General features: G+C 61.0%; 19 protein-coding genes and 3 tRNA genes. 10 read left to right on the top strand and 12 right to left on the bottom strand.

Features of this window, described 5'->3' with window-relative positions; all coding sequences use genetic code 11:
- Window positions 1–7 precede the first annotated feature (7 nt).
- The 3 genes from amiB to nnr are packed head-to-tail and all read right to left on the bottom strand — an operon-like array spanning window position 8 to window position 3879.
- The gene (gene amiB, locus QMZ29_RS21790) at window positions 8–1819 is read right to left on the bottom strand and encodes an N-acetylmuramoyl-L-alanine amidase AmiB (protein ID WP_261425393.1); all 1812 of its coding nucleotides are present in this window, start codon (window positions 1817–1819) and stop codon (window positions 8–10) included.
- Between the two features lie 7 nt (window positions 1820–1826).
- Window positions 1827–2297 carry a tRNA (adenosine(37)-N6)-threonylcarbamoyltransferase complex ATPase subunit type 1 TsaE gene (tsaE, locus tag QMZ29_RS21785; RefSeq protein ID WP_025305017.1) on the bottom strand — a complete coding sequence of 157 codons (471 nt, stop codon included), beginning with the start codon at window positions 2295–2297 and terminating at the stop codon, window positions 1827–1829.
- Between the two features lie 10 nt (window positions 2298–2307).
- Window positions 2308–3879, bottom strand: coding sequence for a bifunctional ADP-dependent NAD(P)H-hydrate dehydratase/NAD(P)H-hydrate epimerase (nnr, locus tag QMZ29_RS21780; RefSeq protein WP_282981140.1), 1572 nt, complete (start codon window positions 3877–3879; stop codon window positions 2308–2310).
- Here nnr and queG point away from each other — a divergent pair.
- Window positions 3878–5017 (top strand): tRNA epoxyqueuosine(34) reductase QueG, encoded by a 1140-nt coding sequence (gene queG, locus QMZ29_RS21775; RefSeq protein WP_025305015.1) that lies wholly within the window; start codon window positions 3878–3880, stop codon window positions 5015–5017. The two genes, nnr and queG, sit on opposite strands and share 2 nt — an antisense overlap.
- Window positions 5018–5328: 311 nt before the next feature.
- Here the strand turns inward: queG and QMZ29_RS21770 are convergent.
- The 4 genes from QMZ29_RS21770 to orn form a co-directional block, all read right to left on the bottom strand.
- Window positions 5329–5404 (bottom strand) — tRNA-Gly (locus QMZ29_RS21770).
- Window positions 5405–5458: 54 nt separating this feature from the next.
- A tRNA-Gly gene (locus QMZ29_RS21765) sits at window positions 5459–5534 on the bottom strand.
- Window positions 5535–5600: 66 nt separating this feature from the next.
- Window positions 5601–5676: transfer RNA gene (locus QMZ29_RS21760), tRNA-Gly, on the bottom strand.
- A 192-nt stretch (window positions 5677–5868) separates the two neighbouring features.
- On the bottom strand, window positions 5869–6414 hold the full coding sequence (gene orn / locus QMZ29_RS21755) for an oligoribonuclease (RefSeq protein ID WP_004929689.1): 546 nt from the start codon (window positions 6412–6414) through the stop codon (window positions 5869–5871).
- A gap of 245 nt (window positions 6415–6659) precedes the next feature.
- Between orn and rsgA the strand changes: the two genes are divergently transcribed.
- The 3 genes from rsgA to mscM all read left to right on the top strand — a co-directional run bounded on the left by rsgA (window position 6660) and on the right by mscM (window position 12040).
- Entirely contained in the window at window positions 6660–7709 is a 1050-nt protein-coding gene (rsgA, locus tag QMZ29_RS21750; protein ID WP_004929686.1) for a small ribosomal subunit biogenesis GTPase RsgA, read from the top strand.
- Window positions 7710–7785: 76 nt separating this feature from the next.
- Window positions 7786–8679, top strand: a complete 894-nt coding sequence (asd, locus tag QMZ29_RS21745) for an archaetidylserine decarboxylase (protein ID WP_025305014.1) — start codon at window positions 7786–7788, stop codon at window positions 8677–8679.
- A gap of 13 nt (window positions 8680–8692) precedes the next feature.
- Complete coding sequence (gene mscM, locus QMZ29_RS21740; protein WP_197769214.1) at window positions 8693–12040, top strand: miniconductance mechanosensitive channel MscM; 3348 nt, start codon at window positions 8693–8695, stop codon at window positions 12038–12040.
- A 67-nt stretch (window positions 12041–12107) separates the two neighbouring features.
- Here mscM and epmA read toward each other — a convergent pair whose 3' ends face one another.
- The gene (gene epmA, locus QMZ29_RS21735) at window positions 12108–13085 is read right to left on the bottom strand and encodes an elongation factor P--(R)-beta-lysine ligase (RefSeq protein WP_261425401.1); all 978 of its coding nucleotides are present in this window, start codon (window positions 13083–13085) and stop codon (window positions 12108–12110) included.
- Window positions 13086–13470: 385 nt separating this feature from the next.
- Between epmA and frdA the strand changes: the two genes are divergently transcribed.
- The 5 genes from frdA (at window position 13471) to blc (ending at window position 17391) form a co-directional block, all read left to right on the top strand.
- Window positions 13471–15267, top strand: a complete 1797-nt coding sequence (gene frdA / locus QMZ29_RS21730) for a fumarate reductase (quinol) flavoprotein subunit (RefSeq protein WP_167324740.1) — start codon at window positions 13471–13473, stop codon at window positions 15265–15267.
- The gene (locus tag QMZ29_RS21725; RefSeq protein ID WP_004929676.1) at window positions 15260–15994 is read left to right on the top strand and encodes a succinate dehydrogenase/fumarate reductase iron-sulfur subunit; all 735 of its coding nucleotides are present in this window, start codon (window positions 15260–15262) and stop codon (window positions 15992–15994) included. Before frdA ends, QMZ29_RS21725 begins: the two co-directional genes overlap by 8 nt.
- A 14-nt stretch (window positions 15995–16008) precedes the next feature.
- A complete protein-coding gene (gene frdC / locus QMZ29_RS21720) occupies window positions 16009–16401 on the top strand; it encodes a fumarate reductase subunit FrdC (protein ID WP_025305010.1) in 393 nt (130 codons plus the stop codon).
- Window positions 16402–16413: 12 nt separating this feature from the next.
- The gene (gene frdD, locus QMZ29_RS21715) at window positions 16414–16773 is read left to right on the top strand and encodes a fumarate reductase subunit FrdD (protein WP_004929672.1); all 360 of its coding nucleotides are present in this window, start codon (window positions 16414–16416) and stop codon (window positions 16771–16773) included.
- Window positions 16774–16857: 84 nt separating this feature from the next.
- Entirely contained in the window at window positions 16858–17391 is a 534-nt protein-coding gene (gene blc, locus QMZ29_RS21710) for an outer membrane lipoprotein Blc (RefSeq protein WP_148123060.1), read from the top strand.
- On the opposite strand, the gene sugE is transcribed toward blc, so the two are convergent.
- From sugE to efp, 4 genes are all read right to left on the bottom strand, one after another.
- Complete coding sequence (gene sugE, locus QMZ29_RS21705; RefSeq protein ID WP_004929669.1) at window positions 17385–17702, bottom strand: quaternary ammonium compound efflux SMR transporter SugE; 318 nt, start codon at window positions 17700–17702, stop codon at window positions 17385–17387. The genes blc and sugE overlap by 7 nt on opposite strands.
- Window positions 17703–17894: 192 nt before the next feature.
- Window positions 17895–18026, bottom strand: coding sequence for an entericidin A/B family lipoprotein (locus QMZ29_RS21700; RefSeq protein ID WP_004929668.1), 132 nt, complete (start codon window positions 18024–18026; stop codon window positions 17895–17897).
- A gap of 120 nt (window positions 18027–18146) precedes the next feature.
- Window positions 18147–18278: an entericidin A/B family lipoprotein gene (locus tag QMZ29_RS21695; protein WP_004929667.1), complete on the bottom strand. Its 132-nt coding sequence runs from the start codon at window positions 18276–18278 to the stop codon at window positions 18147–18149.
- Between the two features lie 70 nt (window positions 18279–18348).
- Window positions 18349–18915 carry an elongation factor P gene (gene efp, locus QMZ29_RS21690; RefSeq protein ID WP_004929666.1) on the bottom strand — a complete coding sequence of 189 codons (567 nt, stop codon included), beginning with the start codon at window positions 18913–18915 and terminating at the stop codon, window positions 18349–18351.
- Between the two features lie 42 nt (window positions 18916–18957).
- Between efp and epmB the strand changes: the two genes are divergently transcribed.
- Window positions 18958–19986 carry an EF-P beta-lysylation protein EpmB gene (epmB, locus tag QMZ29_RS21685; protein WP_049205239.1) on the top strand — a complete coding sequence of 343 codons (1029 nt, stop codon included), beginning with the start codon at window positions 18958–18960 and terminating at the stop codon, window positions 19984–19986.
- Window position 19987: the final 1 nt, after the last annotated feature.

The following is a 19987-nucleotide window of genomic DNA, read 5'->3' as shown; positions in this document are numbered from 1 at the left end:
GGTGGCGCTAGGCCTGCGGAATGGTCAGCGTCCGGTCCAGCGGCGCGACGTCCGACTTCAGATTATTGACCCGTTTCAGATCGCCGACGCTGACCCCATAACGAGAAGCGATAGAGGACAGCGTGTCCCCGCGGGCCACTTTATGTTTAGACGGCTTCTTCGCCGGCGTTTTCGCCTTGGCGACGGCGGTGACGGCGGCGGTTTTCCCCGCCGGCACCTTCAGACGTTGCCCGACCCACACGCCGTCTTTTTTCAGTTTGTTCAGATCCCGCAGCGCCGCCATGGTCGTGCCGTAGCTGTCGGCGATGCCGGACAGCGTCTCCGCCCGTTTCACCACATGGATCTGAGTCTTGCCGCTTACGCTGCGGCTCGCGCCGGCCGAGCTCACGATAGGCTCCGGCTGGCGCACGTCTGGTGTTGAGGTGTTAACCGCCGCTGCGACGTCCAGCGGTCGGTTTTCCACCTTTGGGTCGGCTTGCAGCGGATGCGCCAGGAAGTAGCTGCGCAGGCCGTTATGAATAGCCTTGGCAATCTTCTCCTGATACGCGCTACTGCCCAGCAGCCGCTCCTCCGTGCTATTACTGATAAATCCGGTTTCCACCAGCAGCGAGGGAATATCCGGCGAACGCAATACACCCAGGCTGGCGTGTTCCGGCCGGCGTTTATGCAACGATCCGACGCTCTGCAGCTGCTGCAGCACCTTCACCGCCACATCGTACCCGACGCGCTGCGAGTGGCCGAACTGCAGGTCCAGCACCGCCTGGCTCAGATAAGGATCGGCCTGGCTGTTGGCCAGCAAATCGCCGGCGCCGCCGAGCAACTCAGACTGCTTCTCATGCTGTTCGAGCCAGCCGGCCATTTCGCTGTTGGCGCGGCGATTGGACAGCACCCAGACGGAAGCCCCGCTGGCGCTGCGGTTTGGCGCGGCGTCGGCGTGGATGGAGACCAGTACGTTGGCGCCCTGTTTACGCGCAACGTCGGAACGTCCCATCACCGAAATAAAATAGTCACCGTTACGCGTCAGCACCGGTTTAAACTGCGGATCGGCGTCCAGCATCGCCTGCAGGCGGCGCGCGATGGCGATGGTGACGTTCTTTTCTTTCAGTCCGCTCGGGCCAATGGCGCCCGGATCCTGGCCGCCGTGGCCGGCGTCGATCGCTACCACCACCCGATCGCCGGAACCGGCGGAAACGCGGCTACTGCGCGGCGTCACCTCGGTGGCGGTGCCTGCAACCACGGTCTGTTTATGGGTAAAGGGATTCGATCCCGTCGGCGCTTTGCGCAGCGGCGGCTCCGGCGCTTCACGCACCGCCACCGGCGCCTGGCGCGGTGGCTGGCTGACCGTGACGGGTGCCTGACGCGGCGGTGGATTGACCGCAACCGGCGCTTTACGCACTACGGTATTGGCACTGCCTTCGGCCGTGATAGTGAACACTACGGTGTGCACGCCGCCGTTCTGGCGGGTGGCGACGCGGGTTTTGGCGTGCTGCGTCAGATCAAACACCAAACGCACGCTCTGAGCGTCTTTCGGCGCGCTGGAGCGAATGCTCTTCACCAGGTTTTGGCCGCTGAAATTGAGCGGCAGGCCGCCGACCTTGCCTTTCTGGTTGACGTCAAGCACCACGCGCTCCGGGCCGTGAAGCGGGAAAAACGCGTAGTCCGGTGGACCATTGAAGCTCACCGACACCGTCGCTTCGCGTTGGGCGTTGGACACTTTGATATCGGACAGCGAGGACGCCGCCAGCACGTTCAACGCGCCGAGCGGCCCCAGCACGGCGATCAGCATGATGACCGCAAATTTTTTCAACACATGCGTCATTGCAGCATCATCCCTGTGATCCATGAATGCGGTCTAACAGCTGGCTGCCGTATGCGGAAATCGCCTCGATCTTCGCCTCTCGCCCCTCGCCCTGATAGCTGAGGTGCAGCGCCAGATCCGGCTCCGGCAGCACGCCAGTGCCCTGCTGCGGCCATTCGACCAGGCAGATGGCGTCTTGCGCGAAGTAATCGCGAATGCCCATAAATTCAAGCTCTTCCGGATCGGCCAGGCGATACAGATCGAAGTGATACACCGCCAGCGGCTGCAAGGCATAGGGTTCCACCAGCGTGTAGGTTGGGCTTTTGACGTTGCCCTGATGCCCCAACGCCTGCAGGAAACCACGGCTGAAGGTGGTTTTACCGGCGCCCAGGTCGCCGTAGAGATAGATGACGCTGGCGCGATCGCAGGCCTTGGCCAAAGTGGTGCCCAAAGCGACAGTCGCTGCCTCGTCCGGCAGAGGTAAAACGAGTTCTTTCATTCGATAAAGTCTATTTTGCCCACTCAGGGTTAACGAAATGAAGGATGTCCGGCAGTAAATCGGTCGCCAACATGCCTCTTGTTCCTTGTCTTTCCGCTACGCGATCGCCGGCCGCGCCGTGTACGACGCAGCCCGCACAGGCGGCATCATACAGCGAGAGCTTTTGCGCCAGCAAACCGCCGATGATGCCCGACAGCACATCGCCCATGCCGCCGGAGGCCATGCCGGCGTTGCCGACGTCGGCGATCGCCATCTGCCCCTGCTCATCGGCGATCAGCGTACCGGCGCCTTTTAGCACCGCCACGCCGCCGTAGCGTGCCGTCAGCTTACGCACGGCAAGTAAGCGATCACTCTCGATGTCGACAGTGCTGCAGCTCAACAGCCGCGCAGCCTCTCCAGGATGCGGAGTCATCACGCGATTCTGCCGTTTCTCGGGATTTAATGCCAGCAAGTTCAGCGCATCGGCGTCCCACAAGGCCGGTTTATCGCTGGTTTGCAGCACGTTCAAGGCATTTTTGCCCCACTCAGCCTGGCCAAGCCCCGGACCGATCACCAGCACATCCGCCCATTGCATCGCCTGCCGAAGCGTCGTCTCGTCCAGCGCCTGCGCCATTAACTCCGGCCTGGCCGCCAGCAGCGGCGCGACGTGCTCAATGTGAGTAAGCACTCGCACCAATCCAGCCCCGCTGCGCAGCGCCGCTTCCGCCGCCATGCGAATGGCGCCGCCGAATCCGCGGTCGCCGCCCACCAGCAGCAGACGGCCATGCTCGCCCTTATGGGCGCAGGGGCGCCGCGGATGCAGCCAGCGCGGCAACGCCTCGGCGGTAAGCCGCTGAATCTGTTCCGGTTGCTTCGCCAGCCAATCCGATAAGCCTAGCGTATTCTGATGAAGTTGCCCGACCCAGTCGCGCGCCTGCCCGGTCAGCAAACCCGGCTTGAGGCCAATGAACGTGATGGTGTGCGCGGCACGCACGACCGGACCCGGCGTCGCGCCACTTTCCGCCAGCAGGCCGGACGGGATATCGAGCGCCACCACCGGCGCCGAATGGCGGTTGACGGCCTCGATCAGCGCGTCGTAGGGCGCACGCGGCGCGCTGCCCAGGCCGGTGCCTAGCAGGCCATCAATGATGAGCGAAACAGACGCCGGCCAGCGGCTGTTCGCCGGCAGAATGTCGCCGCCGGCAGCCAGCCAGGCCTCGCGGGCCGCTGCGGCCTCCGGCGGCAAAGGGCGTGCGCCTTCGCAGGCGGAGGCCTCGCGGGCCGCTGCGGCCTCCGGCGGCAAAGGGCGTGCGCCTTCGCAGGCGATCACCGTCACCTGCACGCCCGCCGCCTTCGCCAAACGCGCCACCACATAGCCGTCGCCGCCGTTGTTGCCGTGGCCACAGAGCACCAGCCAGTGGTTGCAGGAGGGATAAGTGTCGCGCGCCAGAACGTAGGCCGCCTGACCGGCGCGCAGCATTAAATCGTAAAGAGAAAGACCGAGCGAGGCCGCCGCCGCGGGTTCCGAGCGACGGATCCAATCCGCAGGCCAGACAGAGTGTGGTAAACTGTCAGCGTATGCTTTTTCACTGTGGCCCGTCATGACGCACCCCCTCGATCTCCATCAACTCGCCCAACATATCAAGCAATGGGGGCAATCGCTAGGATTCCAGCAGGTTGGCATCTGCGATACCGATCTGAGCCTGGAAGAGCCGAAGCTGCAGGCCTGGCTCGACAAGCAGTACCACGGCGAGATGGAATGGATGGCGCGCCACGGCATGTTGCGCGCGCGCCCTCACGAGCTGTTGCCGGGCACGCTGCGGGTGATCAGCGTGCGCATGAACTACCTGCCGGCCAAGGCGGCGTTTGCCAGCACCCTGCAGAACCCGCAACTGGGCTACGTCAGCCGCTACGCGCTGGGGCGCGACTATCACAAGCTGTTGCGCCAGCGTCTGAAAAAGCTGGGCGATCAGATCCAGGAATACTGCGGCGAGTTGAATTTTCGCCCCTTTGTCGATTCTGCGCCGGTGATGGAGCGCGCGCTGGCCGCCAAAGCGGGCATTGGCTGGGTTGGTAAACACTCACTAATTCTCAACCGTGAAGCCGGGTCGTGGTTTTTCCTCGGCGAACTGCTGATCGACCTGCCATTGCCGGTGGATCAGCCGCAGGAAGAGCAGTGCGGCCGCTGCGTTGCCTGCATCACCACCTGCCCGACCGGCGCCATCGTCGCGCCCTACACCGTCGATGCCCGGCGCTGCATCTCCTACCTGACCATCGAGCTGGAAGGCGCGATCCCGGAAGAATTCCGTCCGCTGCTCGGCAACCGCATCTACGGCTGCGACGACTGCCAGCTGATTTGCCCGTGGAACCGCTTTTCTCAGCTCACCGACGAAGACGATTTCAGCCCCCGCGCCGCGCTGCATGCGCCGCAGCTGCTCGATCTGTTCAACTGGACGGAAGAAAAATTCCTGCGCATCACCGAAGGCTCGGCGATACGCCGCATCGGCCACCTGCGCTGGCTGCGCAATATCGCCGTGGCGCTGGGCAATGCGCCCTACGAAGACAGCATCGTGCTCGCACTGCGCACGCGTTTGGGCCAAGACGCCATGCTGGATGAACATATCCACTGGGCGCTGGCGCAACAGCTCGCTCGCCGCGAAGCGCAGGGTATCGAGGTGCAGACGGCGCAGAAAAAGCGGCTGATACGGGCTGTGGAAAAAGGTTTGCCAAGGGACGCCTGACGGCGTGCGCCATTCGGGCCTATCGCCGGAAGACTCACTCTGTGGATTTGTGCATAAAAATAAAAACACGTTGTCTTTCAAATGCAACAAAAAGAGCAAGTGATCGGCATAACGTTTTGGGATAAATAAATAAACATATAAATCAAATAGATAAATATTTAATTTGTATGACGTTGATTTTTCAGGCAGGCGAGTTTATGTACAGAGGCTGTGGATAACTCTGTTTACAACATTTTTACCTGGCGTGTAAAACGGGACAAAAACCCGCGCCGAATAAGGCGTTGGATTTGAGTTTAAAACGAAGAGAAAATTGGAGCGGGAAACGAGACTCGAACTCGCGACCCCGACCTTGGCAAGGTCGTGCTCTACCAACTGAGCTATTCCCGCATTGAGATGCTTTTGGCATCCGGCCACCAAACACTGGCGTGACCTTTGAATTTTTGGAGCGGGAAACGAGGCTCGAACTCGCGACCTCAACCTTGGCAAGGTTGCGCTCTACCAACTGAGCTATTCCCGCGTCGCATAGGTACTGCTTGATACTGCTTTATTTATTCATCATGCCGCATCGCGACATTGTTGAATTTGGAGCGGGAAACGAGACTCGAACTCGCGACCCCGACCTTGGCAAGGTCGTGCTCTACCAACTGAGCTATTCCCGCCCGGCGTATCGATGGTGGAACGTTACGAAATTCTTCATCGGTACGGGGTGCGCATTATACGAGAAATCCTTTTTGTCGCAAGCCCCTGAAAGCAAAAAAACGCGATTTTTGTTTGATTGCCGATTAAAGCGCCAGATTGGCGAATTAAGCGGCTAAAAACGGCGTTTTTTCCCCGCAGGGGCCGTCATCGCCTTAAAGCTGAATGAAATGTTCGCGGTAATAAGCCAGTTCGGCCACCGATTCGCGGATGTCATCCAGCGCCTGATGGGTGCCCTGCTTCTTAAAGCCGCCGAGAATTTCAGGCTTCCAACGGCGCGCCAGCTCCTTCAGCGTGCTGACGTCCAGATAGCGGTAATGGAAGTAGGCCTCCAGCTCCGGCATATAACGGAACAAGAAACGGCGATCCTGGCCCACGCTGTTGCCGCAGATCGGCGATTTGCCGGCCGGTACCCACTGCTGCAGGAAGGCTATCGTTTCCAGCTCAGCGGCGCGATCGTCCTGGCGGCTGGCTTTCACCCGCTCCACCAGCCCGCTGCCGGTATGGGTGCGCACGTTCCACTCGTCCATCAAGGCCAGCTGCTCGTCGGATTGGTGCACGGCGATCACCGGCCCTTCCGCCAGGATGTTCAGGTTGGCGTCGGTGACCAGCGTGGCGATCTCAATAATGCGGTCACGCTCGGGATCCAGCCCGGTCATCTCCAAATCGATCCAAATCAGGTTATTTTCGTTTCCTGTCATGATGTTTCCTGCCTAAAAGCCGAGAGAAAAACGCTGTGCGGACGAGACGACGGGCGCCGCCGGTGGCAACGCGCCGCAGCCGGCGGCTAACAACGGTTATTTAATATAAAATAGCGTGTATCATAGTCTTTTTGGTCGCCATCGGCGACATATACCCTGACGGGTTCAAGGCTGCGCCCGGGGCTAGTCCCTCGCCGCAGCTGTGCGTATACGTAAAGGTATAAAACCGATTCAAGTGAGGCGCAGTGAGTAAGAACAAACTGTCCAAAGGTCAGCAACGCCGCGTGCAGGCGAACCATCAGCGCCGTCTGAAACGCGCTGATAACAAACCGGAACCGGATGATTCCCAGCTGGGCGAGCCGCAGGAAGGCGTCGTCATCAGCCGTTTCGGCATGCACGCCGACGTTGAGGCGCCGGATGGCACTCAGCACCGCTGCAATATCCGCCGCACGCTGCGTTCGCTGGTCACCGGCGATCGCGTGGTGTGGCGCCCCGGCCTGGGCACCCATGAAGGGGTAAAAGGCATTGTGGAAGCGGTGCACGAGCGCACCTCGGTGCTGACGCGCCCGGACTTCTACGACGGCGTGAAACCGATCGCCGCCAATATCAATCAGATCGTCATCGTGTCAGCGATCCTGCCCGAGCTGTCGCTGAACATCATCGACCGCTATCTGGTGGCCTGCGAAACGCTCGAAGTCGAGCCGCTGATCGTGCTCAACAAAATTGACCTGCTGGACGCCGAAGCGCGCAAGCTGGTCGACGGCATGATGGATATCTATCGCAAGATTGGCTACCGGGTGCTGGAAGTCTCCAGCCAGACGCGGGAAGGCATGGCGGAATTCGAACAGGCGCTCGCCGGGCGCATCAGCATCTTCGCCGGCCAGTCGGGAGTCGGCAAGTCCAGCCTGCTGAACGCGCTGCTGCCGCCGTCTGAAGAGCAAATTCTGGTAAATCAGGTTTCCGACGTCTCGGGCCTCGGGCAACATACCACCACCGCCGCGCGGCTGTACCATTTCCAGCACGGTGGCGACGTGATCGACTCCCCGGGGGTGCGCGAGTTTGGCCTGTGGCACCTGGAGCCGGAACAAATCACCCGCGGCTTTGTCGAATTCCGTGATTATTTAGGCGGTTGCAAATTCCGCGACTGCCGCCACGATACCGATCCCGGCTGCGCCATCCGCGCGGCGATGGAGAAAGGCGATATCGCGGAAGAGCGTTTCGACAACTATCACCGCATTCTGGAAAGCATGGCTCAGGTGAAGGTTCGCAAGAACTTCACGGACGCCGCAGACTGACACTGACGGGCGAGCATTGACGACGGCGAGGCCCTCGTTACAATGCGCGCCCTTTACCCTGATTCACGAGGTTAACGTGCTGGATAGCATCAAGATTAAACTGCAATATTGGCTACCGAAGCTGGCGCTGACCCGCCTGGCGGGCTGGGGCGCCGACAAACAGGCAGGCTGGCTGACCCAACTGGTGGTCAAAACCTTCGCCCGCTACTACCGCGTGGACATGCAGGAAGCGCAAAACCCGGACCTGACGTCTTACGCCACCTTCAACGACTTCTTCGTGCGCCCGCTGCGCGATGGCGCGCGCCCGATCATCGCCGACGCCAACTGGCTGGCGCTGCCTGCCGATGGCGCCATCAGCCAGCTCGGCCCGATCCGCGAGGATCAAATCTTCCAGGCCAAAGGCCACCACTACAGCCTGGAAGCACTGCTGGCCGGCAACTACCTGTTGGCCGAGCCGTTCCGCAACGGCCTGTTCGCCACTACCTACCTGGCACCGCGCGACTATCACCGCGTACACATGCCGTGCGCCGGCGTACTGCGCGAAATGATCTATGTGCCGGGCGATCTGTTCTCGGTCAACCCGCTCACCGCCGCCAACGTGCCTAACCTGTTCGCTCGCAACGAGCGCGTGATCTGCGTATTCGACACTGACATCGGGCCGATGGTGCAAATCCTGGTCGGCGCCACCATCGTCGGCAGCATCGAAACCATCTGGGCCGGCACCGTCACGCCGCCGCGCGAAGGCATCATCAAACGCTGGACCTACCCGGCCGCCGGCGAAGAAGGCGCCATCGCGCTGGAAAAAGGCGCCGAGATGGGCCGTTTCAAACTCGGCTCCACGGTGATCAACCTGTTTACCGCAGGCAGCGTGCAGTTTGCGCCGCAGCTGCATAACGGCACCGTCACCCGCATGGGTGAGGCCTTCGCCGAAATCCCGGCCGCCGCTGAAACACCACAGACCCCGCTCTAAAGGAATCGACGCCGTGCGCCTGATCATCACGCTTTTGCTCGGTTGCCTGCTGTGGCAACCGGCGCTGGCCGCCCCCGTGCCGACCGAGAACCAGCTCAAACAGGAGCTGAAGCAGGCGGAAAGCAGCAAAAACGCGCCGAATCAGGCGGAAACCACCGAGGCGCTGCAAAGCGCCCTCAACTGGCTGACGGAGCGTAAAGAGTCGCAGACTCGCTCCGAGCAGTATCAGAGGGTGATCGACGATTTCCCGAAGATGACGCAGGAGCTGCGCCGTCAGCTGGTGCTGGAAAGCAACAAGATCCTGCCGAACGGCGACGATCTGCCGGCCGCCGAGCTGGAACAGCAGATTCTGCAAACCAGCAGCCTGCTGCTGGAACAGGCGCGCCTGCTGCAGCAAGAGCAGGATCGCACGCGGGAAATCAGCGATTCGCTCGGCCAGTTGCCGCAGCAGCAGACCGACGCCCGCCGCGCGCTGACCGAAGTGCAGCGCCGTCTGCAGGCGCAGCCCGCCAACCCGACCACCCCGTACGCGCAGGCCGCCCTGGCCCTGCTGCAGACCGAAGCCGCGGCGCGCAAAGCCAAAGTGGACGAGCTGGAGCTGGCGCAGCTGTCGGCCAACAACCGTCAGGAGCTGGCGCGCATGCGCGCCGAGGTCTATAAAAAGCGCCACGAGAAAATAGACGTTCAGCTGCAGGCGCTGCGCAACAACCTCAACGCCCAGCGCCAACGCGAAGCGGAACTGGCGCTGGAAAAAACCGAGCAGCTGGCCGAGCAGAACGGCGACTTGCCAAAAAGCCTCAGCCAACAGCTGCAGATCAACCGCGAACTGTCCGCCGCGCTGAACAGCCAGGCGCAGCGCATGGATCTGATTTCATCGCAGCAGCGGCAGGCGGCGGCGCAGACGCTGCAGGTGCGCCAGGCGCTGAGCACCATTATCGAACAGGCCCAGTGGCTCGGCTCGTCGTCGGCGTTAGGGGAAACCCTGCGCGCCCAGGTGGCAACGCTGCCGGAAATGCCCAAGCCGCAACAGCTGGACGGCGACATGGCCCAGCTGCGCGTGCAGCGCCTGCAGTTTGAAAATCAACTGGAAAAACTGTCGCAGCGCGAATTCAAACGCGACGACGGCAGCGCGCTGACCAACCAGGAGCAGCGCATCGTCGATGCTCAGCTGCGCACCCAGCGCGAACTGCTCAACTCGTTGCTGTCCGGTTGCGACACCCAAATCCTCGAGCTGACCAAGCTGAAGGTGGCCAACACCCAGCTGATCGAAGCGTTGAACGAGATCCGCGACGCCACCCACCGCTATCTGTTCTGGGTGCCGGACGTTAATCCGATCAACTTTTCCTACCCGCTCAACGTGGCGCACGATCTGACCCGCGTCCTGTCGCTGGACACGCTGTCGCAGCTCGGCGGCGCCTTCATGATGATGGTGACCAGCCGCGAAACGCTGATCCCGATCTTCGGCGCCCTGCTGCTGGTGATTTTCAGCATCAGTTCGCGCAAGCACTATCACGCCTTCCTCGAGCGCGCCAGCAGCCGCGTCGGCAAGGTGACGCAGGACGAATTCTTCCTGACGGTGCGCACCGTATTCTGGTCGATTCTGGTGGCGATGCCGCTGCCAGTGCTGTGGGCCGCGCTCGGTTACGGCCTGCAGAGCGCCTGGAACTACCCGGTGGCGGAAGCGATCGGCAAAGGGGTGACCGCCACGCTGCCGATCCTGTGGATCTGCATGATCTGCGCCGCCTTCGCCCACCCTCAGGGGCTGTTCATCGTGCACTTCCGCTGGCCGGCGAAGCAGGTTTCGCGCGCCATGCGCTACTACAAGATGTCGATCTGGCTGATCGTGCCGCTGATCATGGCGCTGATCACTTTCGATAGCCTGAAAGAACGCGAGTTCGCCAACACGCTGGGACGGCTGTGCTTCATCCTGCTGTGTCTGGCGCTAGCGCTGGTCACCCACAGCCTGAAGCGCGCCGGTATCCCGCTGTATCTGGATAAAAACGGCTCCGGCGACAACATGCTCAACAGCGCCTTCTGGGGGCTGCTGCTGTCGGCGCCGCTGTTGGCGGCACTGGCCTCGACCGTCGGTTACCTCACCACCGCGCAGGCGCTGTTGGCGCGCCTGGAAACCTCGGTGGCGATCTGGTTCCTGCTGCTGGTCATCTACCACATCATCCGCCGCTGGATGCTGATCCAACGGCGGCGCATCGCCTTCGATCGCGCCAAACAGCGCCGCGCCGACATCCTGGCCCAGCGCGCCCGCGGCGAAGACGAAACCTCGCATACCCCGAACAGCACTGAAGGCGCCATCGATCCGGACGATTCGGACTTCGATCTGGACACCATCAGCGCCCAGTCGCTGCGGCTGGTGCGCTCGATCCTGACGCTGATCGCGCTGGTGTCGGTGATCGTGCTGTGGTCGGAGATCCACTCCGCGTTCGCCTTCCTGGAAAACATCTCGCTGTGGGACGTGACCTCGACGGTGAACGGCGTGGAAACCGCCCATCCAATCACTCTCGGCGCGGTTCTGATCGCCATTCTGGTGTTGATCATCACCATGCAGCTGGTGCGCAACCTGCCGGCGCTGCTGGAGTTGGCAGTGCTGCAGCACCTGGATCTGACGCCGGGCACCGGCTACGCCATTACCACCATCACCAAGTACCTGCTGCTGGTGTTCGGCGCGGTGCTCAGCTTCGCCTGGATCGGCATCGAATGGTCGAAACTGCAGTGGGTAGTTACCGCGCTCAGTCTGGGATTGGGCTTCGGCATGCAGGAGATCTTCTCCAACTTCATCTCCGGCCTGATCATCCTGTTCGAGAAACCGATCCGCATCGGCGACACCGTGACGATCCGCAACCTGACCGGCACCGTCACCAAGATCAACACCCGCGCCACCACCATCTCGGACTGGGACCGCAAAGAGATCATCGTGCCGAACAAAGCCTTCATCACCGAGCAATTCGTCAACTGGTCGTTGTCGGATAACCTGACCCGTGTGGTGCTGACCGTACCGGCGCCGGGTGAAGCCAACAGCGAAGAGGTGACCAAGATCCTGATGAACGCCGCCGAGCGCTGCGCGCTGGTGCTGGATAATCCGGCGCCGGAGGTTTACCTGGTCGATCTGCAGCAAGGTATCCAGATCTTCGAGATGCGTATTTACGCTGCCGAGATGGGCCACCGTATGCCGCTGCGCCACGAGATCCACCAGCTGATCCTGGCGGGCTACCGCGAGCACGGCATTACGCTGCCGTACCCGCCGTTCCAGGTGCGCACCGAGACGCTGTCGCGGCTGACCAATAACGGCCGCACGCCGCCGTCCACGCCGGCACCGAACACCAAGCGCGACGCCGGGGGCCTGTAAGCGGTTCTCGCGATAAAAAAAGGGTCGGCAAATGCCGACCCTTTTTGCTTTTCTCACCGCCTGAAACTCAGGCGATCCCGACCGGGAAGGCCAACACGTCGCTCAGGCTCTTGGCGCCCAGCGCCAGCATCACCAGGCGATCCACGCCCAGCGCCACGCCGGAACATTCCGGCATGCCGTGCTGCAACGCCGCCAACAGGTTGTAGTCGATCGGCTGCTGCGGCAGGCCGCGCTCCGCGCGCTTGCGGTTGTCCTGCTCGAAACGCTGCTGCTGTTCACGGCCGTCGGTCAGCTCGCGGAAACCGTTCGCCAGCTCGATGCCCTTGAAGTACACCTCAAAACGCTCCGCCACGCGATGGTCTTCGGTGCTGATCTCCGCCAGCGCCGCCTGGCTGGCCGGGAAGTGGTACACGAACGCCGGCTTTTCACGGCCGATATGCGGCTCCACGCCCACGGTAAACAGCAGCTGCAGCAGCGTATCGCGATCTTCTTCGGTATCGGCGATGTTGCTCAGATCGAGTTTGGCTGCCGCTTCACGCAGCTGCGCCTTCTCCGCCGACAGCGGATCGATGTCCAGATGGCGCAGGAACGCCTGCTGATAGGACAGGGTCTCCGCGCTCTCGCAGTCCAGCACCTGTTGCAGCAGATCGTCCACCTCGTTCATCAGGCGGTACATGTCGTAGTGCGGACGGTACCACTCCAGCATGGTGAATTCCGGGTTGTGATGCCGCCCGGCTTCTTCATTGCGGAAGCTGCGCCCCATTTGGTAGATCGGGCCGCTGCCCGCCGCCAACAGGCGCTTCATGTGATATTCCGGGCTGGTCATCATGTATAGCGTCAGGCCCTCTGCCGCCCCCGGCCCGACGAAACGCGTCTCGAACGGGAACAGGTGAACGTCGGTGACCGTCGCCTGGCTCATAGTGGGCGTCTCAACTTCCAGCACGCCACGATCGGCGAAGAAACGCCGGATCTCAGCCAGAATCGCTGCGCGTTTCAACAAATTGGCGATGGGTGCACTAGGCTGCCAGCTTGCCGTTTCGCTCATGGTAATTAACTCCGAAATCAAACAGGGGATGCAGTCTACTCGCATCCTTGCAGCCAAACAAATTCTTCACGATACATAACCGGCCATAACGCCAATTTCCGATAAATAGGCGGCAAAAGCGCGTTAAAAAGGGTAAAGCACGCCGAACACGCGAAAAGGCAGGCAAGCCTGTTGGTCGAGCGTTAATCGACAAAACAATCGATCACATCAAATTTCGACTACTTAACTTTAGGTATAGTTAATTCCCCATTATTGGTGGGAGATATCTATCCTTAACCTTTAAGCAACATTAATCGGTTCAATTAGTTAGCACCCGAAGAGTTCGCTAAATTTTAAGCATAGATATTTAACTTGCCGTTCTTAATAAGAACATTGGAGGAATGCAGTGCAAACCTTTAACGCCGATCTTGCCATTATTGGGGCCGGGGGCGCTGGTTTACGTGCAGCAATAGCCGCAGCGGAAGCCAATCCCCAACTGAAAATCGCGCTGATCTCTAAGGTCTACCCGATGCGCAGCCACACGGTCGCCGCCGAGGGGGGCTCCGCCGCCGTCACCCAGGATCACGATACCTTCGACTACCATTTCCACGACACCGTCGCCGGCGGCGACTGGCTGTGCGAACAGGACGTGGTCGATCACTTCGTGCATCAGTGCCCGCGCGAGATGACCCAGCTTGAGCAATGGGGCTGCCCGTGGAGCCGCAAACCGGACGGGTCGGTCAACGTGCGGCGCTTCGGCGGCATGAAGATCGAACGCACCTGGTTCGCCGCCGACAAGACCGGCTTCCACATGCTGCACACCCTGTTCCAAACCTCGCTGAAATACCCGCAGATCCAACGCTTCGACGAGCACTTCGTGCTGGATATCCTGGTGGATGACGGCCAGGCGCGCGGCCTGGTGGCGCTCAACATGATGGAAGGCACCCGCGTGCAGATCCGCGCCAACGCGGTGGTGATGGCCACCGGCGGCGCCGGGCGCGTTTATCGCTACAACACCAACGGGGGCATCGTTACCGGCGACGGCATGGGCATGGCGTTCCACCACGGCGTACCGCTGCGCGACATGGAGTTCGTGCAGTATCATCCGACCGGCCTGCCCGGTTCCGGCATCCTGATGACCGAGGGCTGTCGCGGCGAAGGTGGCATCCTGGTGAACAAAGACGGCTACCGTTACCTGCAAGACTACGGCATGGGTCCGGAAACCCCGCTGGGCGAGCCGAAGAACAAATACATGGAGCTGGGCCCGCGCGATAAAGTGTCCCAGGCCTTCTGGCATGAATGGCGCGCCGGCCGCACCATCGCCACCCCACGCGGCGACGTGGTCTACCTCGATCTGCGCCACCTGGGCGAGAAAAAGCTGCTGGAGCGGCTGCCGTTCATCTGCGAACTGGCCAAGGCCTACGTCGGCGTCGATCCGGTGAAAGATCCGATCCCGGTGCGCCCTACCGCGCACTACACCATGGGCGGCATTGAAACCGACCAGAACTGTGAAACCCGCATCAAGGGGCTGTTCGCGGTCGGCGAGTGCTCCTCCGTCGGCCTGCACGGCGCCAACCGCCTCGGCTCCAACTCGCTGGCGGAACTGGTGGTGTTCGGCCGCGTCGCCGGTGAACACGCCGCGCGCCGCGCGCTCGAGACCGCGCCGGCCAACGGCAGCGCGCTGGATGCGCAAACCCGCGACGTCGAAACCCGCCTGAGCAACCTGATGAAGCAGGAAGGCAACGAAAACTGGGCGAAGATCCGCGACGAAATGGGGCTGTCGATGGAAGAAGGCTGCGGCATTTACCGCACGCCGGAGCTGATGCAAAAAACCATCGATAAGCTGGCCGAGCTGAAAGAGCGTTTCAAGCGCGTCAACATCACCGACAACACCAGCGTCTTCAATACCGATCTGCTGTACACCATCGAGCTGGGCTATGGCCTGGACGTCGCCGAATGCATGGCGCACTCCGCGTTTAACCGCAAAGAGTCGCGCGGCGCCCACCAGCGCCTGGACGAAGGCTGCACCGAGCGTGACGACGTCAACTTCCTCAAGCATACGCTGGCGTTCCATAACCCGCAGGGCGCGCCGCGTCTCGAATACAGCGACGTGAAAATTACCAAGCTGCCGCCGGCCAAACGCGTCTACGGCGCAGAAGCCGAAGCGCAGGAGAAAAAGAATAAGGAGCAGGCAAATGGCTGAGATGCAAACCCTGAAGATCGACGTCATGCGCTATAACCCGGAAAGCGACGCCGAGCCGCATTTCGTCACTTACGCCGTGCCTTACGACGAACAGACCTCGTTGCTCGATGCACTGGGCTACATCAAGGATAACCTGGCGCCGGACCTCTCCTACCGCTGGTCTTGCCGCATGGCGATCTGCGGCTCCTGCGGCATGATGGTCAACCGCGTGCCGAAGTTGGCGTGCAAAACCTTCCTGCGCGACTACGTCGGCGGCATGAAGGTTGAAGCGCTGGGCAACTTCCCGATCGAGCGCGATCTGGTGGTCGACATGACCCACTTCATCGAAAGCCTGGAGGCGATCAAACCGTACATCATCGGCAACGATCGCAAACCGGAGGATGGCCCAAACGTGCAGACGCCGGCGCAGATGGCCAAATACCACCAGTTCTCCGGCTGCATCAACTGCGGCCTGTGCTACGCGGCATGCCCGCAGTTCGGCCTCAACCCCGAGTTTATCGGCCCGGCGGCGATCACGCTGGCGCACCGTTATAACCTGGACAACCGCGACCACGGCAAGAAACAGCGCATGCCGCAGCTCAACGGCCAAAACGGCGTCTGGAGCTGCACCTTCGTCGGCTATTGCTCCGAAGTCTGTCCGAAACACGTCGATCCCGCCGCCGCTATCCAGCAAGGCAAGGTGGAGAGCGCCAAGGACTTCATGATCGCCATGCTGAAGCCGCAATAAGGGAGAAAATTGCCATGACAACTCAACGTAAGCCCTATGTGCGCACCATGACGCCCACCTGGTGGCAAAAGCTCGGCTTCTACCGTTTCTACATGCTGCGCGAAGGCACCTCGGTGCTGGCGGTCTGGTTCAGCATCGTGCTGCTCTACGGCGTGTTCGCGCTGAAGGGCGGCGCCGAGAGCTGGGCCGGCTTCGTCGGTTTCTTGCAGAATCCGCTGGTGCTGTTAATCAACGTCGTCGCATTGCTGGCGGCGGCGCTGCACACCAAAACCTGGTTCGATCTGGCGCCGAAGGCCGCCAATATTGTGGTCAACAGCGAGAAAATGGGACCGGGCCCCATCGTGAAAGGGCTGTGGGCCGTCACGATCGTCGTCAGCGTGGTCATCCTGGCCGTGGCCCTGTTCTAATCCGGAGGAAACATGATAAATCAAGCACCTAAACGCTCCGATGAGCCGGTTTTCTGGGGATTGTTCGGCGCTGGCGGCATGTGGGGCGCGATCGTCGCGCCGGCTATCGTGCTGCTGGTCGGCATTCTGCTGCCGCTGGGGCTGTTCCCCGGTGAAGCGCTGGGTTACGAGCGCGTGCTGGCGTTCTGCCAGAGCCTGATCGGCCGCCTGTTCCTGCTGCTGATGATCATTCTGCCGCTGTGGTGCGGCCTGCACCGCATCCACCATGCGATGCACGATCTGAAGATCCACGTGCCGGCCGGCAAGTGGGTGTTCTACGGTCTGGCGGCAATCCTCAGCGTCGTCACCGTCATCGGCGTCGTCACTCTGTAAACCGCTCGGGTGGCCAACGCCCGTTGGCCGCCCTTTTCTCATCGGCTACACTGTCTACTCGCCCCCGGTAAACAGGAGCCACCGATGCGTTTATGGTCAAAGCTTTGCGTCATGCTTTCCGCCCTGCTCTCCGTCGCCTGCAGCGTCTCCCCGCCTAAAGACATCAAGGTCGTGAACAATTTCGACAGCCAGCGCTATCTCGGCACCTGGTATGAGATCGCTCGTCTGGATCATCGTTTTGAACGCGGTTTGCAGCAGGTGACCGCCCATTACAGCCCGCGCGCCGACGGCGGGCTGAAAGTCATCAATCGCGGCTTCAATGCGCAAAAACAGCAATGGCAAGAAAGCGAAGGCAAAGCCTACTTTATCGGTTCACCGCAGGTCGCGGCGCTGAAAGTGTCGTTCTTCGGCCCCTTCTACGGCGGCTATAACGTGATTGCCCTGGACCCGGCGTATCGCTACGCGCTGGTTTGCGGCCCTAACCGCGACTATCTGTGGATCCTGTCGCGCACGCCGACGCTTGACGCCAGCGTACGCGACAGCTTATTGCAGACGGCCAAAGGCTACGGTTTCGCCACCGACAAGCTGATCTGGGTGCAACAGTCCGCCGATCAGTGACTGCTGAACTTCAGCCCGAGTATGCCGACCACGATCAGGCACAGGCTGATGATGCGCGCGATATTGGTCGATTCGCCCAACAGCACCATGCCCATGATGGCCGCGCCCACCGCGCCGATGCCGGTCCACACCGCATAGGCGGTGCCGGCGGGCAGCGTTTTCATGGCGTTGGCCAACAGCAACATGCTGACCACCATCGCAGCAATGGTGATGATGCTCGGCGTCAGCCGGGTAAAACCGTGGGTGTATTTCAGACCGATAGCCCAAACCACTTCGAGCAAACCGGCGATAAGCAGAATAATCCAGGCCATGAGACGGCCTCCCTACCACTGGGGTCGTCCCCGATAAAATGACGCGTAAACGGGTCGTCCCGTTTAGCGAGGTGACGCATGACGGGTAACCTCACCCGCACTGCGGCAGGATAGCAGCAGCGTTAACGCTCAGGCAAGGGATAGAAATGTGGCGGCTCTCCGCAGCCGGAACGCCGCCGGGTAGAGAACGGATTATTCCGCGCTGCGCTGAATAGCCTTGCCGCCGGCCTGAATGTCTTCACCCACACCGCGGGTGGTATTGCAGGCGGTCAGCGAGCTCAAAATCATCAAAGAGAAGATCGCGATAATACTTTTCTTCAGCATAAGAAAGTCCTTATTTGTCGTTGATGAAAAAGTACGGCTTTCTAAGCGTAGTCAAAATTGACGGAGGGTGTGGGATCGTGACCGGCTTTGTGGCGCAAATACATCGGGTTAAAGGCGGGATCAGCTGGCCGTGCGGGAGATGGCGCCGCCGAGATGCTGAACGTCTTCGCCGAAACCGCGAAACGTATTGCAACTGCTGAGGGAGAAAAGGAACAACAGGGAGAGCACGGCCAACAACGTTTTCTTGAACATGCGGATTTTCTGCCAACGAACGGGGATAGGATAAAACAGAGGAACCGCGGGGGTTCCTCTGTTTTGAAACTTACTTGACGCGAGAGACGTATTCGCCAGAGCGAGTGTCAACCTTGATCACTTCGCCGATCTGGACGAACAACGGCACTTTTACCACGGCGCCGGTGCTCAGGGTAGCCGGCTTGCCGCCAGTCCCTGCGGTATCGCCTTTCAGGCCAGGATCGGTATCGGTGATTTCCGCTTCGATGAAGTTCGGCGGCTGAACGGCGATTGGACGGCCATCCCACAGGGTGATGATGCACTCTGCGTTATCCTGCAGCCATTTGGCCGCGTCGCCGACGGTTTTGCCGTCAACCTGATGCTGTTCGAAAGACTCAGGGTGCATGAAGTGGTAGAACTCACCGTCGCTGTACAGGTAGTTCATGTTGGTGTCCATCACGTCTGCGCCTTCGCAAGAATCGGTAGACTTGAAGGTTTTTTCCACGCGGGTGCCGGTCAGCAGACGACGCATTTTCACGCGCGCGAACGCCTGGCCTTTGCCCGGCTTAACGAACTCACTGGCTTCGACGGCGTAAGGTTCGCCCTCGAACATGATTTTAAGACCCGGACGGAAATCGTTGCTAGAATAAGTCGCCATGATGGCCCTCTGAATATTTGAACTGGTAGCTTAGCCAAAAAAATGGCACACATTATAACCCAAAGTACGGCACATAGAGAAGATTGGTTGCATCAACTCGCCGATGTTATTACCGATCCTGATGAATTACTGCAGCTTTTGTCACTGAATACGCACCCGGAACTGCCGCAGGGGCGCGATGCCCGCCGGCTGTTTGCCCTGCGCGTGCCGCGCGCCTTCGCTGCGCGCATGCGCCCCGGCGATGCCAACGACCCGCTGCTGCGCCAGGTGCTGACCGCCAGAGAGGAGTTCATCAACGCCCCAGGGTTCACCACTGATCCGCTCGATGAGCAACGCAGCGTGGTGCCGGGCCTGCTGCACAAATACCGCAATCGTGCACTGCTGCTGGTCAAGGGCGGCTGTGCGGTCAACTGCCGTTACTGCTTCCGCCGCCACTTCCCCTATCAGGATAATCAGGGCAACAAGAACAACTGGCGGCAGGCGCTGGATTATATCCGCCAACATCCGGAACTGGACGAGATCATTTTTTCCGGCGGCGATCCGCTGATGGCCAAGGACAGCGAGCTGGAATGGCTGGTCGGCGAGCTGGAGGCCATCCCGCACCTGAAACGCCTGCGCATTCACACCCGTCTGCCGGTGGTGATCCCGGCTCGCATCACGCCGGCGCTGTGCCGACTGCTGTCGGCCTCGCGCCTGCAGGTGCTGATGGTCACGCACATCAACCACGCCAACGAAATTGACCGCGACCTGCAAAGCGCCATGGCGCAGCTGCGCCTCGCCGGCGTCACGCTGCTCAACCAAAGCGTGCTGCTGCGCGACGTCAACGACGATGCCGATACGCTGGCGGCGCTCAGCAACGCGCTGTTCGACGCCGGCATCCTGCCCTATTACATCCACGTGCTGGACAAGGTGCAGGGCGCGGCGCACTTCATGGTCAGCGACGATGAAGCGCGCGTCATCATGCAGGCGCTGCTGAGCAAGGTGTCCGGTTATCTGGTGCCGCGCCTGACGCGTGAAGTGGGCGGCGAACCGAGCAAAACGCCGATCGACCTGCGCCTGATGCAGGAGTGAC

Origin of the sequence: Serratia sp. PF-27 (assembly GCF_030053255.1) — a bacterium.
Taxonomy (GTDB): domain Bacteria; phylum Pseudomonadota; class Gammaproteobacteria; order Enterobacterales; family Enterobacteriaceae; genus Serratia; species Serratia bockelmannii.
This window is presented reverse-complemented; position numbering and strand designations above follow the sequence as displayed.